Consider the following 15,705-nt stretch of genomic DNA (forward strand, 5'->3'; position numbering starts at 1 on the left):
TTGTAGGCCGGGCAAACGCAGTGCCGCCCGGCACACAAACCGCACTTACGCGTTTTTCAGCACTTCGCTGACAATCTCTACCGCTTCTTTCTCAATCTGCTGACGATGCTCAGCGCCGAGGAAGCTTTCGCAATAGATTTTATACGCATCTTCCGTACCGGATGGACGCGCAGCGAACCAGCCGTTTTCGGTCATTACTTTCAGACCACCAATAGACGCACCGTTACCCGGTGCCGCCGTCAGACGCGCGGTGATCGGATCGCCCGCCAGGGTGCTTGCACTGACCATCTCCGGAGAGAGTTTGGACAGGGCCGCTTTCTGGGCAGACGTCGCGCTGGCCTGAATACGGTTATAGCTTGGCGCACCAAAGCGTGCTGCCAGGTCGTTGTAATGTTCCTGCGGGTTTTTACCGGTGACCGCGGTGATCTCCGCCGCCAGCAGGCACATGATGATGCCGTCTTTATCAGTTGACCACGGCGTGCCGTCGAAGCGCAGGAAAGAGGCCCCCGCGCTCTCTTCACCACCGAAGCCAAAGCTGCCGTCGTGCAGACCGTCAACAAACCATTTGAAGCCCACAGGTACTTCCACCAGCTTGCGGCCCAGCGCCTCGACCACGCGGTCGATCATCGCGGAGGACACCAGCGTTTTACCGACAGCCACCTCTTTGCCCCACTGCGGACGGTGCTGGAACAGGTAGTTGATCGCAACGGCCAGATAGTGGTTCGGGTTCATCAGCCCGGCAGGAGTGACGATACCGTGACGGTCGTAATCCGGGTCGTTCGCAAACGCCAGATCGAATTTATCACGCAGCGCCAGCAGGCCCGCCATCGCGCACTCGGAGGAGCAGTCCATGCGGATCGCGCCGTCTTTGTCCAGGTGCATAAAGCGGAAGGTCTGATCGACGTGATCGTTTACGATGGTCAGATCCAGCTTGTAGTGCTCGGCAATACGTTTCCAGTATTCAATACCGGATCCGCCCAGCGGATCCACGCCCAGCTTCAGGCCGGCTTTCTGGATAGCCGCCATATCGACGATCTCCGCCAGCCCTTCCACGAACGGCTGAACCAGATCCTGCTCTTTTACGTGGCCGGACGCCATGGCCGCATCCAGAGAGATGCGCTTCACGCCTTTCAGACCGTCAGCCAGCAGGGCGTTCGCACGATCTTCCACCACTTTGGTGACGTTGGTTTCTGCCGGGCCACCGTTAGGCGGGTTGTATTTGATGCCGCCGTCTTCCGGCGGGTTGTGGGATGGCGTGATCACGATACCGTCAGCCAGCGCGCCACCTTTTTTGTTGTGCACCAGGATGGCGTTAGAGACCGCAGGCGTTGGGGTGAAGCCGTTGTTCTCCTGAACAATCACATCGACGCCGTTCGCAGTCAGAACTTCCAGCACGGAGATAAAGGCCGGTTCAGACAGCGCATGGGTATCTTTCCCCACGTAGCACGGACCGGTAACGCCATTTTTAGCGCGCTCTTCCGCAATGGCCTGAGCAATGGCCAGAATGTGCGGTTCGTTAAAGCTGTGGCGAGCCGCGCTGCCGCGGTGACCAGATGTACCAAACTTCACTGCGTGTTCTGCGTTGCCCACGACCGGCTTCAGCACGTAATACTGCGCGGTCAGCTGAGCGACGTTAATCAAATCGCTTTGTTGTGCAGGTTGGCCTGCACGGCTGTGATTTGCCATTACCGGGTCCTTCTGATGCAAGGGTTAAATTGTACCGCAAACCTTCTCAATCAATTCCGCCGGGAACTGCATGGACTGCATGATGTGTTCAATCATGCTGCACTTGCGGCCCGTATTGGTATTGGTGATCACCCAGTACGGGGTGCCAGGAACATGTTTGGGTTTGGTTTGATTGCCATTTTGCAGCAGCGTCTGCTCGTCGCCCGCGAAGTAGACGCGAGTACGACCGTGCAGCGACTCGGTCGCTTCAGCAAACGCTTTGTTATCCAGTGAATAAAGTGTAGACAGCACCAGCATAAAGCGGTTAACCGCCTTTTTTTGCTCCGCATATTCATCGGAGAGCAGCAGCTCGCGCATCGCGCGCACTTTATCTTTTGCCGGTGTCACGGCAGGTTTTGCTTGTGCAACAACGCTTGGCTGAGACACGACATCTTTGGTGACTGGGGTAGCAGGCTGTGAAGCGGCGGAAATTTTAAGCATGCGCCGTAAAATGTCGGACGCGCTCTCCCCGATATGCCGCGTCTGGCTGGCAATATACTGATAGAGTTCGTCATCAACTTCGATTGTTTTCATCTTAATCCAGTGCGATATCTTATCTGAATACAAGTCATTGGGATTATAAGGTCAAATCCCAACAGCGGATAGCGTCAAACCAGGTTGGCGGCAAAAGTCAGATTAAACTGGAACCTTGCAGCCGGGCGGCAGAATGGTCAACATGATACCCTAACCTGACATACGTAAAAAAAGAACTTTGCCATGAAATTGAATACCCGAGCGCAAACTGCACAATCGCCGAACAATAATTCTCCCATCGTACTGGTTCACGGGCTTTTTGGCAGCCTGGATAACCTGGGCGTGCTGGCGCGCGATCTGGTTACCGACCACGATATTCTTCAGGTCGATATGCGCAATCATGGTCTTTCCGGCCGTTCCGACGAGATGACCTACGCCGCGATGGCGCAGGATCTGCGGGATACGCTGGATGCCAACGACTTGCAAAAGGTGACCCTCATCGGGCATTCAATGGGCGGTAAAGCGGTGATGGCCCTGACGGCGCTGGCCCCGGAGCGTATTAACGGCCTGGTGGTGATTGATGTTGCGCCCGTGGATTACGACGTCCGCCGTCACGACGAAATTTTTGCCGCCATCAATGCTGTCACCGAAGCGGGTGTCGCGACGCGTCAGCAGGCGGCTGCCGTCATGCGTGAGCATCTTGATGAAGAAGGCGTCGTCCAGTTCCTGCTGAAGTCGTTTGTTGACGGGCAATGGCGTTTTAACGTGCCGGTGCTCTGGAACAAGTACAACAATATTGTGGGCTGGCAAACCGTACCCGCCTGGCCACACCCTACCCTCTTTATTCGCGGCGGCAATTCCCCTTACGTTACCGACGCGTACCGCGACGCCATACTGGCGCAATTCCCGCAGGCTCGTGCCCACGTCATTGCCGGAGCCGGACACTGGGTGCATGCGGAAAAACCTGACGCCGTGCAGCGCGCCATTCGCCGCTATCTTGCTGATACTGCAAATTGATTAAAAAGAGAGCGACTGGAAGGCTGCGGGCTTCCAGTCGTTGGCGCGCCGTTTTTGGTGATGTATGATGGCGCGCTTATCGCCCGGGCATTAGCAGGGCGGCGTGTTTCCCCCGAAGTCTCAGAATCATGGCCAAAGAACAAACGGACCGTACGACACTAGATCTGTTCGCGAATGAGCGTCGCCCGGGACGACCGAAGACGAATCCGCTTTCGCGCGATGAACAGCTGCGTATCAATAAACGCAATCAGCTTAAACGCGATAAAAATCGTGGGCTTAAGCGTGTCGAACTGAAGCTCAACGCCGACGCGGTCGATGCGCTTAACGAGCTGGCCGACGCGCGAAATATTAGCCGCAGCGAGCTCATTGAAGAGATGTTGATCGCCCAGCTTGAGATGCTGCGCAGCCAGGCATAAGTCTGAAAATTCCTTTAATTACCCTTTTCATGTAGCACAGAGTGCAGTCCTGCGCGATAGCTGTTTCCGCAGGGTTGCCAGTTCTGCTATTATTGCCCTTATCCGTGGCCGAATTGCGCCACCATACTATTAAGTTTCAAGAGGTTATTTTACTCATGGCAATCATCGGCATTTTCTTTGGCAGTGATACCGGCAATACCGAAAATATCGCGAAAAACATTCAAAAACAGCTCGGTAAAGACGTTGCTGATGTGCATGACATCGCCAAGAGCAGCAAAGAAGATCTCGAAGGCTATGACATTCTGCTGCTGGGTATTCCGACCTGGTACTACGGCGAAGCCCAGTGCGACTGGGATGATTTCTTCCCGACGCTGGAAGAAGTGGACTTCAACGGTAAGCTGGTTGCCCTGTTTGGCTGCGGCGACCAGGAAGACTACGCCGAGTACTTCTGTGACGCGCTGGGTACCATCCGCGACATCATTGAGCCGAATGGCGCTGTGATCGTCGGCCACTGGCCAACCGCCGGTTACCACTTCGAAGCGTCCAAAGGCCTGGCCGATGACGATCATTTCGTGGGTCTGGCCATCGACGAAGACCGTCAGCCAGAACTGACTTCAGAGCGCGTCGAGAAATGGGTTAAGCAGATCCGTGAAGAACTGCACCTGGACGATATTCTCAACGCCTGATTTTTATCGCGGCGCAACGGCGGTTGCGCCCGCGCACCAGGTCAAACCGATTAAATTAATTGCTACAATCTTTTAACTTTTTCGCCCAGACCTGTACAATGTCTCCCTGATAAAATGTGGTTTTCCACCGAGCAAGTTTGTTGGTGATACCCCATTTTTATAAGCATATTTTGCCTGAGACTTGCAGTTTTCATTTAGCCATGGCAGTTCTATAATGAGACGCATTATCCCGGGTGCATTTTCTGTCACTTCCTACAGAAGTGAATCGTTTAGCAACAGGACAGATTCCGCATGACTGACAACAATACCGCATTAAAGAAGGCTGGCCTGAAAGTTACGCTTCCTCGGTTAAAAATCCTCGAAGTGCTTCAGGGTCCAGACAATCACCATGTCAGTGCGGAAGACCTTTATAAACGTCTTATCGACATGGGTGAAGAGATTGGGCTGGCTACCGTCTATCGCGTGCTGAACCAGTTTGATGACGCGGGCATTGTCACCCGTCATAATTTCGAAGGTGGTAAATCTGTCTTCGAACTGACCCAGCAGCAGCACCACGATCACCTGATCTGCCTCGACTGTGGCAAGGTCATTGAATTTAGCGATGACTCTATCGAAGCGCGCCAGCGTGAAATCGCCGCGCGTCACGGTATCCGCCTCACTAACCACAGCCTGTACCTTTATGGTCACTGCGCTGAAGGCGATTGCCGCGAAAATGAACATGCGCATGACGCAAAATAAGTGAGTGTTCATACTCTGAGCCAGCCGTAAGGTTGGCTTTTTTTTGCCAGAAAAAAGCCCGGTGGCACTGTGACACCGGGCGTAAAGCAACTTATTTATTGTTATTGCGTATCTCGTTCCAGATCTTATCGCAACGCTTCGCCACTTCCTGATCGTTACCGGTTTTACGTGCCTGGATACAGGCCTGGTAATCCATCACGCGGACATTCTCCTGCGTCGCGAACTGCTCGTGCGCTTTCTCTTTCTTCAGCACGTTCAGCACGCTCTGGCAGGCTTCAATTTTCTCCGGCGATCCTTCCGCTGTATTAATACAGGCGCTGTAGGCCTCCTTGAGACGGGAGTCCTCTTTCGGTGCCTGAGTCTGGGCACACGCCACCAGCCCCGATGCCAACAGCGCGACGATTACGATTTTTTTCATCATTTGCAGTCTCCGGTCCGGCGGGATCTAACCCGCCGGACGATTCATCAGAAGATGGTGAACGGTGCGATAACCATGAATTTCACGTCACGTTCATCCTGGAAGATGTTGCCGTAACCGCCCGCGTAGCTCGGGATATCGGAGTGGTTGTCGTACTGGGTGAAGTGCAGTTTGAACATCGTGCCTTTCGCGCGGCCATCCTGCAGGGTATAGATAGCATCCAGGCTGTAGGAAGACTCTTTCAGGCGATAGTTTGGATCGTAGTAAGCATCCGGTGTTGCCATGTCGGCAGGTTTTGCATCCCAGGCGTAAGCGTAAGAAGCGCCCACGGCCCAGCCCGGCAGGTTCCAGTTTTTCAGGTCATACATCGCGCCGAAGAAGACCGCTTTCTCACCGTCGGCGTTGAAGTCGGAGCGGTTATCCCACCAGATATCAAGACGACCGTTGGAGGAAGCATAGGTCGGGGTCATACGCTGCAGGAAGTAGCCCTGCTGCCCTTCCGCTTTCACCCATGTGCCTTCCAGACGCAAATCAACCTGACCGATCTTGTAGCCGAAGGTTAACGCCTGCAGCCACGCGGTGCCGTCGTAGATATCATTGACGCCACCGTTACTGACTTTGTCGCGCGTACCGTAGAACTGGTAGCTGGTACTCAGCGGGCTACCCGCAATATCAAACTTATAGCTGGCCTTGGCAAAGTATTGATCGATATACCCTTGCGCCTGGCCGAATGCCGCTTCGAGAACCAGATCGTTTTTGAAGTCGTATTTCGCACCCAGCGAGTGAAGGTAATCGACTTTGGTTTTCTTATCGTTCTGGTAGAACTTGTCCATTTCAATGTGCCACGGTGCTTTGTACTCGTTGGTCCACATATAGGAGAAACTCAGCGCACCTGCGTCACCGTAGTCAAAGTTAGCCCCGGCTTCTGCACCCTGATAGGTACCCGGCATAAAGCTCCAGTGTGGGGCTAACAGCGTCTGGCCGGTTGGCTGAATATAGCCCCCACGCGCCCAGACCGGGCCGTATTTAAATTTCGCTGCGGCTTTGTAGAGGCTGATACCGCTCTTATCCCCGGACCAGTCTTCATCATAGGCTTTGTTGCTGGAGGAGAAGGCGATTTCGTTCGGGTGGCCGCTGTCGCCGTTTTCCGCCATTTCGATCGCAGTGAACGCGGCGATATCCAGACCGAACATATCCGCGGCGTAGCCTGACTGGAAGTCCAGGTTGGCGTTCCAGGTGGAGTGCGAGAGGTTGGTTTTGTATTTATCTTCAGTGACGTCTTTACGGTCACGCTCACGCTGCCAGTAATAAATACCGCCCGTGAGGGTAGAATCTTCGATGAAACCCGCTGCTTTTGCCTCTGGCGCAATCACCAGGCCCGACATTGCTGTCACACCGGCAATAGCCAGCGCCAGCGCACTACGTTTGCCACTGAACGTACGCATAGATTATTCCTCTTTGACGAATTAAAACGCCTGAAACGGCGTAAATAAAAAAGACCAAATGGTCAGAGGTAGTGTTAAATACCCTCGAATTAACTACCGTCTTTAGGTTATTTTTCGCGACGCGAATTATCAATGCTTTTCAGCGGGCAAAAGTCAGGATTATGACGAAGTGCACATAATTGGTAGTGCTTTGTAACATTTACAGGAAGGCAAGGAATGACGGGAAATTCTCAGCTATTTCAGTGTCCAGGCATGGGATCGGTTTCCTTTTTTATAACCCTTTTGAATTTCGTAATGACACAAACTTTTTTTAAAAAAATAAGTAGCACCTCATTGACCTGTTATTTTCATGACGCCACTTTAACCCCTGGCTTAATACTCTGATCGTTAAATAAAAAAACGCCGCATAATGCGGCGTTTGTTTCTCATTGACCAGAGCAGCAATATTATTCGCCGATCTTCGTCCAGGTATCACGCAGACCCACGGTACGGTTAAATACCGGTTTTTCCGCCGTGCTGTGACGGCTGTCCAGGCAGAAGTAACCTTCACGTTCGAACTGGAACGCTTTGCCTGCTTCAGCCGCTTTCAGAGAAGGCTCCGCATAACCCTGCTTGATCACCAAAGATTCCGGGTTAATGGTCGACAGGAAGTCTTCCGCCGCACCTGGGTTAGGCACGCTGAACAGGCGATCGTACAGACGAATCTCTACCGGCAGCGCGTGGGATGCGCTCACCCAGTGGATAACGCCTTTCACCTTGCGGCCATCCGCCGGATCTTTACTCAGCGTTTCAGCGTCATAAGTACAGAAGATGGTGGTGATATTTCCTTCCGCATCTTTTTCTACGCGCTCGGCTTTGATGACGTAAGCATTACGCAGACGCACTTCTTTACCCAGCACCAGACGCTTGTACTGCTTGTTGGCTTCTTCGCGGAAGTCAGCGCGGTCAATCCAGATCTCGCCGCTGAACGGCACGTCGCGGCTTCCCATTTCCGGTTTGTTCGGATGGTTAGGCATGGAGACCAGCTCGCTCTCGCCCTGCGGATAGTTTTCGATAACCAGCTTCACCGGGTCGATAACGGCCATCGCGCGCGGGGCATTTTCATTGAGGTCTTCACGAATGCAGGATTCCAGAGACGCCATCTCAATGGTGTTGTCCTGCTTGGTCACGCCGATGCGTTTGCAGAACTCACGAATAGAGGCGGCAGTGTAACCACGACGACGCAGACCAGAGATGGTTGGCATACGCGGGTCGTCCCAGCCCTCAACGTGCTTGTCGGTGACCAGCAGGTTCAGCTTACGCTTGGACATCACGGTGTATTCCAGATTCAGACGAGAGAACTCGTACTGACGCGGATGCACAGGAATGGTGATGTTATCCAGCACCCAGTCGTACAGACGACGGTTGTCCTGGAACTCCAGCGTACACAGCGAGTGGGTGATGCCTTCCAGCGCATCGCTGATGCAGTGGGTGAAGTCGTACATCGGGTAGATGCACCACTTGTTGCCGGTCTGGTGGTGTTCTGCGAACTTGATGCGGTACAGCACCGGATCGCGCATCACGATGAACGGAGACGCCATATCGATTTTGGCACGCAGGCACGCTTTGCCCTCTTCGAAGCCACCGGCACGCATTTTTTCAAACAGCGCCAGGTTCTCTTCCACGCTGCGATCGCGGAACGGGCTGTTTTTACCCGGTGCGGTCAGCGTACCGCGGTATTCACGGATCTCATCTGCAGACAGTTCGTCTACATACGCCAGACCTTTGTTGATGAGCTCTACCGCGTAGGCATACAGCTGATCAAAATAGTCAGAGGAGTAGCAGATATCGCCAGACCAGTTGAAGCCCAGCCATTGCACGTCATTTTTGATGGACTCAACGTATTCGATGTCTTCTTTTACTGGGTTGGTGTCATCGAAACGCAGGTTGCACTGTCCCTGGTAGTCTTGCGCAATGCCAAAGTTCAGGCAGATGGACTTCGCATGCCCGATATGCAGGTAGCCATTCGGCTCCGGCGGGAAACGGGTATGAATTGTGGTGTGCTTACCACTGGCCAGATCTTCATCGATGATCTGACGAATAAAGTTACTCGGGCGGGCTTCTGCCTCACTCATCGTGGATTCCTCAAAGCGTAAACAACGTATAACGGCATATGATCTTATAAGCCGGACGTAGTGACAACCCTTAGTTACGGAAAATACGTATCAGATGAAAATAATGGGGGCATTTGCTGCAAAAAAAAAAGCGGCGGAGGATATCCCCCGCCGCTTAAGGCATGACTCTACTCAGGAGCGATTACTTGCCTTTAATCTCATACAGCGGGGTTTGACCCGCAACAACCTGACCTTTCGCCTGGATGACCAGACCGCTGAAGTCGTCAATGTTGCTGCAAACCACCGGGCTTATCATGGAACGCGCGTTGGCATTCAGGAAGTCCAGATCCATTTCCAGAATCGGCTGCCCGGCCACCACTTCAGCGCCCTCTTCCACCAGGCGAGTAAAGCCCTGACCATTCAGCGCAACGGTATCGATACCCATGTGGACAACGATCTCCGCACCCTTTTCGGTTTCGAGGCAGAACGCGTGGTTGGTGTTGAAGATTTTCACGATGGTACCGGCAGCAGGAGACACCACGGTTTTATCCGTTGGTTTCACCGCCACACCGTCACCGACCGCTTTGCTGGCGAACGCTTCATCAGGTACCTGCTCAAGGTCAACCACGTCACCCGTTACCGGAGAGACCAGCGCGGCCACCGTCACGGCGTTAGGCACGGCCTGCGGCTTCGCTACCGGGGCAGCCGTCGACGCAGGTGCGCTGTCGGCTGATGCTGCCGCAACCGGACCGCGGGCAACCACTTTCTTCATTTCGTCACCGATGGATTCCGCTTTGGCACCCACGATAACCTGGATAGTTTGTTTGTTCAGTTTAACCACGCCCGATGCACCAAGGCGTTTACACATTGCGTCGCTGACGCGCGCAGAGTCACCTACCGTCAGACGCAGACGAGTGATACAGGCATCAATGGCTTTCAGGTTGTCAGTCCCCCCAACGGCAGCGATATAGCTGGTCGCCAGCTGGGTCAGACCCTCTTCGGTATTGCTATTAGCTTCGTTGGTGACCACTTCATCTTTGGTGTCTTCGCGGCCCGGCGTTTTGAGGTTAAACATACGAATAACCGCAGTGAACAGCACGAAGTAGATGACGAAGAAGACCAGACCCATTACCACCAGCATCCAGACGTTCTTGCTTGCCGCCGGCAGGTTGTACATCAACACGTAGTCGATCGCGCCTGCAGAGAAGGAGAAGCCAGCATGGATACCCAGCAGGGTCGCCACAAACAGGCTGATACCGGTCAGGACCGCATGCATGAGGTACAGCACCGGCGCCAGGAACATGAACAGGAATTCCAGCGGCTCGGTTACGCCGGTCAGGAACGCGGTAATCGCAACGGACAGCAGCATGCCGCCAACCATTGGGCGACGCGCTTTTGGCGCAGCCAGGTACATTGCCAGCGCAGCGCCCGGCAGACCAAACATCATGATTGGGAAGAAGCCAGACATGAACATGCCTGCGGTGCCGTCACCCGCGTAGAAGCGGTTGATGTCGCCGTGGAATACGGTGCCCGCAGCATTGGTGAACTCACCAATCTGGAACCATGCGATAGTGTTCAGCACCTGATGCAGACCGGTTGGGATCAGCAGACGGTTGATGAAACCAAAGATACCTGAGCCAAGTGCACCCGCTGATACAATCCACTCACCACCCGCATGGATCGCATGCTGTACCGGTGGCCAGACGTAGCCAAAGATAGCGGCCAGAACCAGACAGAAGAAACCTGTCGCGATCGGCACGAAACGTTTGCCGCCAAAGAAACTCAGGAAGTCTGGCAGCTTAATGTTTGCCCAGCGGTTGTACACAGCACCACCGACCAGACCGGTAATGATACCTGCCAGCACGCCCATGTTGATTTCCGGGTTAATCGTTACCATCGCTTTCGTCAGGATGAAATAACCGACTGCCCCTGCCAGCGCTGCAGCACCCGCGCTGTCTTTTGACCAGCTTGAGGCAACACCGATGGCGAAAATCAGCGCCAGGTTGTCAAAAATAGCACCGCCAGCCTGAGCAATAAACGGTACGTTAAGAAGATCGGGTTGCCCGAATCGCAGCAGCAATGCTGCAACCGGTAGCACGGCGATAGGGAGCTGCAAAGCCCTACCGAGGCGCTGGAAAAAACCTAAAATATTCATCCTATTCCCCCTACGAGACCCGTTTTTCAGGCTCGCGCATAAACTATGTTTTTATTGTGTCACGAACGATAGATACCGTTGATAATTCACTGGCAGTCTGAGTGTGTGAAAAATTAATTCGTATCGCAAATTAAACACCTATTTTTTGTGATTTTTGTCACCAAATATCGTATTCAGCCCTCCCTTACACTGGCTAACAGCGAAAACTTATTTTATCATTCAAAAAATCAAGACGGATTGATCCGGCCTGAAAGTTTCCAGGTTACGCTTTAGTATCAGGTTCCGAAGCCATCCGCCCACTCTTCTACTTAAACTTTGAGGTGAACAATGAGACTGATTCCCCTGGCAACTGCTGAACAAGTCGGTAAATGGGCCGCTCGCCATATCGTAAACCGCATTAACGCGTTCAAGCCGACCGCCGATCGTCCTTTCGTTCTTGGCCTTCCAACCGGCGGCACGCCGCTGACCGCCTACAAGGCGCTGGTTGAGATGCATAAAGCAGACCAGGTTAGCTTCAAACATGTTGTGACCTTCAATATGGATGAATACGTTGGCTTACCGAAAGACCATCCGGAAAGCTACCATAGCTTTATGCACCGCAATTTCTTTGATCACGTTGATATCCCTGCTGAAAATATTAACCTGCTGAATGGAAACGCGCCGGATATTGACGCAGAATGCCGTCAGTATGAAGAAAAAATCCGTTCCTACGGTAAAATCCACCTGTTCATGGGTGGCGTAGGTAATGATGGTCATATCGCGTTTAACGAACCGGCGTCCTCTCTGGCTTCCCGTACCCGTATTAAAACGCTGACCCATGACACGCGCGTGGCAAACTCCCGCTTCTTTGACGGTGACGTTAACCAGGTTCCAAAATACGCCCTGACCGTAGGCGTAGGCACCCTGCTGGATGCCGAAGAAGTGATGATTCTGGTGCTGGGCGGCGTGAAAGCGCAGGCGCTCCAGGCTGCTGTTGAAGGCAACGTTAACCATATGTGGACCATCAGCTGTCTGCAGCTGCATCCTAAATCAGTCATCGTCTGCGACGAGCCGTCCACGATGGAGCTGAAGGTTAAAACGCTGAAATACTTCAACGAGTTAGAAGCCGAGAACATCAAAGGTCTGTAATTGAATAACCGCCTCTTTCTCAAGAGGCGGCCGCTTTTTTTAACCGGGGGTCGTTATGTACGCTTTAACCCACGGTCGGATTTATACCGGCCATGAAATTCTGGATGACCACGCGATTGTTATCGCGAATGGCCTGATTGAACGTGTTTGCCCGCTGGCAGAACTGCCGCCGGAGATTGAACAGCGCTCACTCAATGGAGCAGTAATCTCCCCCGGTTTCATCGACGTACAGCTCAACGGCTGCGGCGGTGTGCAATTCAATGATACCGCCGATGCGGTAACGGTAGAAACGCTGGAGATCATGCAGAAAGCCAACGAGAAATCGGGCTGCACCAGCTATCTGCCAACGCTCATCACCAGCAGTGATGACCTGATGAAGCAGGGTATCCGCGTGATGCGCGAATATCTGGCCAAACACCCAAATCAGGCGCTCGGTCTGCACCTTGAAGGGCCATGGCTGAACATGGTCAAGAAAGGAACGCATAACCCGGATTACGTGCGTAAGCCCGATGCGGAGCTGGTTGACTACATATGTGCCAACGCCGATGTGATCACCAAAGTGACGCTGGCACCGGAAATGACCGGCACGGACGTCATCAGCAAGCTGGCCGCCGCCGGAATTGTGGTTTCAGCGGGCCACTCAAATGCCACGCTGAAAGAAGCGAAAGCCGGTTTCCGCGCGGGCATTACCTTTGCGACGCACCTTTATAACGCCATGCCATACATCACAGGTCGTGAACCGGGTCTGGTTGGCGCGATTCTGGATGAGCCAGACGTTTACTGCGGCATTATCGCGGACGGCTTACACGTTGATTACACCAACATTCGCAACGCCAAGCGGCTGAAAGGTGACAAGCTCTGCCTGGTAACGGACGCTACCGCACCGGCAGGTGCAAATATTGAGCAGTTCATTTTTGCCGGTAAAACAATATACTACCGCAATGGACTGTGTGTGGATGAAAACGGTACGCTGAGCGGTTCCTCTTTGACCATGATTGAAGGGGTGCGTAACCTGGTTGAGCATTGCGGAATTGCGCTTGATGAAGTCCTGCGCATGGCCACCCTTTATCCTGCGCGCGCTATCGGCGTGGATAAACAGCTTGGCGGAATTGCACCAGGTATGGTTGCAAACCTGACGGCATTCACACACGATTATAAAATTATTAAGACCATCGTTAATGGTAACGAGGTCGTCACTGAGTAAGTAAAAGTATGACACCTGGCGGACAAGCTCAAATCGGTAATGTCGATCTCGTTAAACAGCTTAACAGCGCGGCGGTATATCGCCTGATTGACCAACACGGGCCAATCTCACGTATTCAGATAGCCGAACAAAGCCAGCTTGCTCCCGCCAGCGTGACAAAAATTACCCGCCAGCTCATTGAGCGCGGTTTGATCAAAGAAGTCGATCAGCAGGCCTCCACCGGGGGCCGCCGCGCTATCTCCATTATTACCGAAACCCGCAATTTTCAGGCAATTGGCGTCCGTCTGGGCCGTCATGACACCACGCTCACGCTGTACGATCTGAGCAGTAAAGCCATTGCGGAAGAGCACTATCCCCTTCCGGAACGCACCCAGGAGACGCTGGAGCATGCGCTGCTGAATACCATCGCGCAGTTTATTGAAAGCTGTCAGCGCAAGATCCGCGAACTCATCGCCATCTCGGTGATTCTGCCCGGTCTGGTCGACCCGGAAAGCGGCGTGATCCGCTATATGCCGCACATTCAGGTTGAAAACTGGGGGCTGGTCGACGCGCTGGAAAAGCGCTTTAAAGTGACCTGCTTTGTGGGCCACGATATTCGCTCTCTGGCGCTGGCAGAGCACTACTTTGGTGCGAGCCAGGACTGTGAAGACTCTATTCTGGTGCGCGTTCACCGCGGTACGGGCGCAGGCATTATCTCTAACGGCCGAATTTTTATCGGTCGCAACGGTAACGTCGGTGAGATCGGCCACATTCAGGTTGAACCGCTCGGGGAGCGCTGCCACTGCGGCAACTTTGGCTGCCTTGAAACCATTGCCGCCAACACCGCCATCGAGCAGCGCGTTCGCCATCTGCTTGAACAGGGGTACCAAAGCCGCGTCACGCTGGACGACTGCAAGATAGGCACCATCTGCAAAGCCGCCAATAAAGGCGACGCGCTGGCCTGCGAAGTGATCGAGCAGGTGGGGCGCCATCTGGGGAAAACCATCGCCATCGCCATTAACCTGTTTAACCCACAAAAAGTGGTGATCGCCGGTGAAATTGTGGAAGCGGAAAAGGTGCTGCTCCCCGCGATTGAAGGCTGTATTAACACCCAGGCGCTGAAAGCATTCCGCCAGAATCTTCCGGTGGTTCGTTCAAAGCTTGACCATCGTTCGGCGATTGGGGCGTTCGCGCTGGTCAAACGCGCCATGCTCAACGGAATTCTGCTGCAGCATTTGCTGGAAAGTTGATCGGACCTTATAGTAACGCCTTCTTTTTTTTAATGTCGGACTGTCCATGACCATTAAGAATGTAATTTGTGATATCGACGGCGTGCTGATGCACGACAACGTTGCCGTGCCGGGTGCTGCGGAGTTTCTTCACCGCATCATCGACAAGGGAATGCCTCTGGTTCTTCTCACGAACTACCCTTCTCAGACCGGTCAGGATCTGGCAAACCGCTTTGCCACGGCGGGGGTCGACGTCCCGGACAGCGTGTTTTATACCTCGGCGATGGCCACGGCGGATTTTCTGAAGCGTCAGGAAGGAAAAAAAGCCTATGTGGTCGGTGAAGGCGCGCTGATCCATGAGCTGTATAAAGCGGGCTTTACCATCACCGACGTCAACCCGGACTTTGTGATTGTGGGTGAAACGCGTTCCTACAACTGGGAGATGATGCATAAGGCATCCTTCTTTGTGGCTAACGGCGCGCGCTTTATTGCGACCAACCCGGATACCCACGGTCGCGGTTTTTATCCGGCCTGCGGCGCGCTGTGTGCCGGTATCGAGAAGATCTCCGGGCGCAAGCCGTTCTACGTCGGCAAGCCCAGCCCGTGGATCATCCGTGCCGCACTCAACAAGATGCAGGCCCACTCAGAAGAGACCGTGATTGTCGGCGACAACCTGCGCACCGATATTCTTGCCGGTTTCCAGGCAGGCCTGGAGACGATTCTGGTCCTGTCAGGCGTCTCTCAGCTTGATGACATTGACTCAATGCCGTTCCGCCCAAGCTGGATTTACCCCTCTGTCGATGAAATTGACATCATCTGATACCGAACCACGCCTCAGGGCGTGGTTTTTTATTTTCTCACCTGCAAAACACGACTACATCTAACGAAAAAGCACTTTCATTGCATAATCATCAATAAAAGCGCTCATGAAATACGCGTTTTTCACTGATCTGCAACCACCATTGCACTATTTCCGTTTTCGCCCGTAAAACGCTTGC

General features: G+C 53.5%; 14 protein-coding genes. 8 read left to right on the forward strand and 6 right to left on the reverse strand.

Features of this window, described 5'->3' with window-relative positions; all coding sequences use genetic code 11:
• Nucleotides 1-45: 45 nt before the first annotated feature.
• Together pgm and seqA are read right to left on the reverse strand one after the other, a co-directional pair.
• The gene (pgm, locus tag LLF79_RS08845) at nucleotides 46-1,686 is read right to left on the reverse strand and encodes a phosphoglucomutase (alpha-D-glucose-1,6-bisphosphate-dependent) (protein WP_227879393.1); all 1,641 of its coding nucleotides are present in this window, start codon (nucleotides 1,684-1,686) and stop codon (nucleotides 46-48) included.
• 24 nt (nucleotides 1,687-1,710) lie between these two features.
• Nucleotides 1,711-2,259: a replication initiation negative regulator SeqA gene (seqA, locus tag LLF79_RS08850; protein ID WP_008501070.1), complete on the reverse strand. Its 549-nt coding sequence runs from the start codon at nucleotides 2,257-2,259 to the stop codon at nucleotides 1,711-1,713.
• A gap of 183 nt (nucleotides 2,260-2,442) precedes the next feature.
• Between seqA and ybfF the strand changes: the two genes are divergently transcribed.
• The 4 genes from ybfF (at nucleotide 2,443) to fur (ending at nucleotide 5,056) form a co-directional block, all read left to right on the forward strand.
• Nucleotides 2,443-3,216 carry an esterase gene (ybfF, locus tag LLF79_RS08855; protein ID WP_227879394.1) on the forward strand — a complete coding sequence of 258 codons (774 nt, stop codon included), beginning with the start codon at nucleotides 2,443-2,445 and terminating at the stop codon, nucleotides 3,214-3,216.
• 128 nt (nucleotides 3,217-3,344) lie between these two features.
• Complete coding sequence (gene ybfE, locus LLF79_RS08860; protein ID WP_008501068.1) at nucleotides 3,345-3,632, forward strand: LexA regulated protein; 288 nt, start codon at nucleotides 3,345-3,347, stop codon at nucleotides 3,630-3,632.
• A gap of 155 nt (nucleotides 3,633-3,787) precedes the next feature.
• The gene (gene fldA, locus LLF79_RS08865) at nucleotides 3,788-4,318 is read left to right on the forward strand and encodes a flavodoxin FldA (RefSeq protein ID WP_204624882.1); all 531 of its coding nucleotides are present in this window, start codon (nucleotides 3,788-3,790) and stop codon (nucleotides 4,316-4,318) included.
• Between the two features lie 291 nt (nucleotides 4,319-4,609).
• Entirely contained in the window at nucleotides 4,610-5,056 is a 447-nt protein-coding gene (fur, locus tag LLF79_RS08870; RefSeq protein WP_008501066.1) for a ferric iron uptake transcriptional regulator, read from the forward strand.
• 91 nt (nucleotides 5,057-5,147) lie between these two features.
• On the opposite strand, the gene chiQ is transcribed toward fur, so the two are convergent.
• The 4 genes from chiQ to nagE form a co-directional block, all read right to left on the reverse strand.
• Nucleotides 5,148-5,474, reverse strand: a complete 327-nt coding sequence (gene chiQ / locus LLF79_RS08875) for a ChiQ/YbfN family lipoprotein (RefSeq protein ID WP_025912725.1) — start codon at nucleotides 5,472-5,474, stop codon at nucleotides 5,148-5,150.
• A gap of 47 nt (nucleotides 5,475-5,521) precedes the next feature.
• The gene (chiP, locus tag LLF79_RS08880; protein ID WP_008501064.1) at nucleotides 5,522-6,919 is read right to left on the reverse strand and encodes a chitoporin; all 1,398 of its coding nucleotides are present in this window, start codon (nucleotides 6,917-6,919) and stop codon (nucleotides 5,522-5,524) included.
• A gap of 446 nt (nucleotides 6,920-7,365) precedes the next feature.
• Nucleotides 7,366-9,033: a glutamine--tRNA ligase gene (gene glnS / locus LLF79_RS08885; RefSeq protein ID WP_063617901.1), complete on the reverse strand. Its 1,668-nt coding sequence runs from the start codon at nucleotides 9,031-9,033 to the stop codon at nucleotides 7,366-7,368.
• Between the two features lie 181 nt (nucleotides 9,034-9,214).
• On the reverse strand, nucleotides 9,215-11,167 hold the full coding sequence (gene nagE, locus LLF79_RS08890; RefSeq protein ID WP_032663960.1) for a PTS N-acetyl glucosamine transporter subunit IIABC: 1,953 nt from the start codon (nucleotides 11,165-11,167) through the stop codon (nucleotides 9,215-9,217).
• A gap of 327 nt (nucleotides 11,168-11,494) precedes the next feature.
• Here nagE and nagB point away from each other — a divergent pair, with 327 nt between their 5' ends.
• The 4 genes from nagB to nagD are packed head-to-tail and all read left to right on the forward strand — an operon-like array spanning nucleotide 11,495 to nucleotide 15,527.
• Entirely contained in the window at nucleotides 11,495-12,295 is an 801-nt protein-coding gene (gene nagB / locus LLF79_RS08895; RefSeq protein WP_227879395.1) for a glucosamine-6-phosphate deaminase, read from the forward strand.
• 55 nt (nucleotides 12,296-12,350) lie between these two features.
• Entirely contained in the window at nucleotides 12,351-13,499 is a 1,149-nt protein-coding gene (gene nagA, locus LLF79_RS08900; protein ID WP_063617902.1) for an N-acetylglucosamine-6-phosphate deacetylase, read from the forward strand.
• Between the two features lie 8 nt (nucleotides 13,500-13,507).
• Nucleotides 13,508-14,728: an N-acetylglucosamine repressor gene (locus tag LLF79_RS08905; RefSeq protein WP_021242995.1), complete on the forward strand. Its 1,221-nt coding sequence runs from the start codon at nucleotides 13,508-13,510 to the stop codon at nucleotides 14,726-14,728.
• A 46-nt stretch (nucleotides 14,729-14,774) separates the two neighbouring features.
• Complete coding sequence (gene nagD, locus LLF79_RS08910; protein ID WP_008501057.1) at nucleotides 14,775-15,527, forward strand: ribonucleotide monophosphatase NagD; 753 nt, start codon at nucleotides 14,775-14,777, stop codon at nucleotides 15,525-15,527.
• Nucleotides 15,528-15,705: the final 178 nt, after the last annotated feature.

The organism is Enterobacter cloacae complex sp. 2021EL-01169 (assembly GCF_020733125.1).
In the GTDB taxonomy this organism is placed as follows: Bacteria; Pseudomonadota; Gammaproteobacteria; order Enterobacterales; family Enterobacteriaceae; genus Enterobacter; species Enterobacter roggenkampii.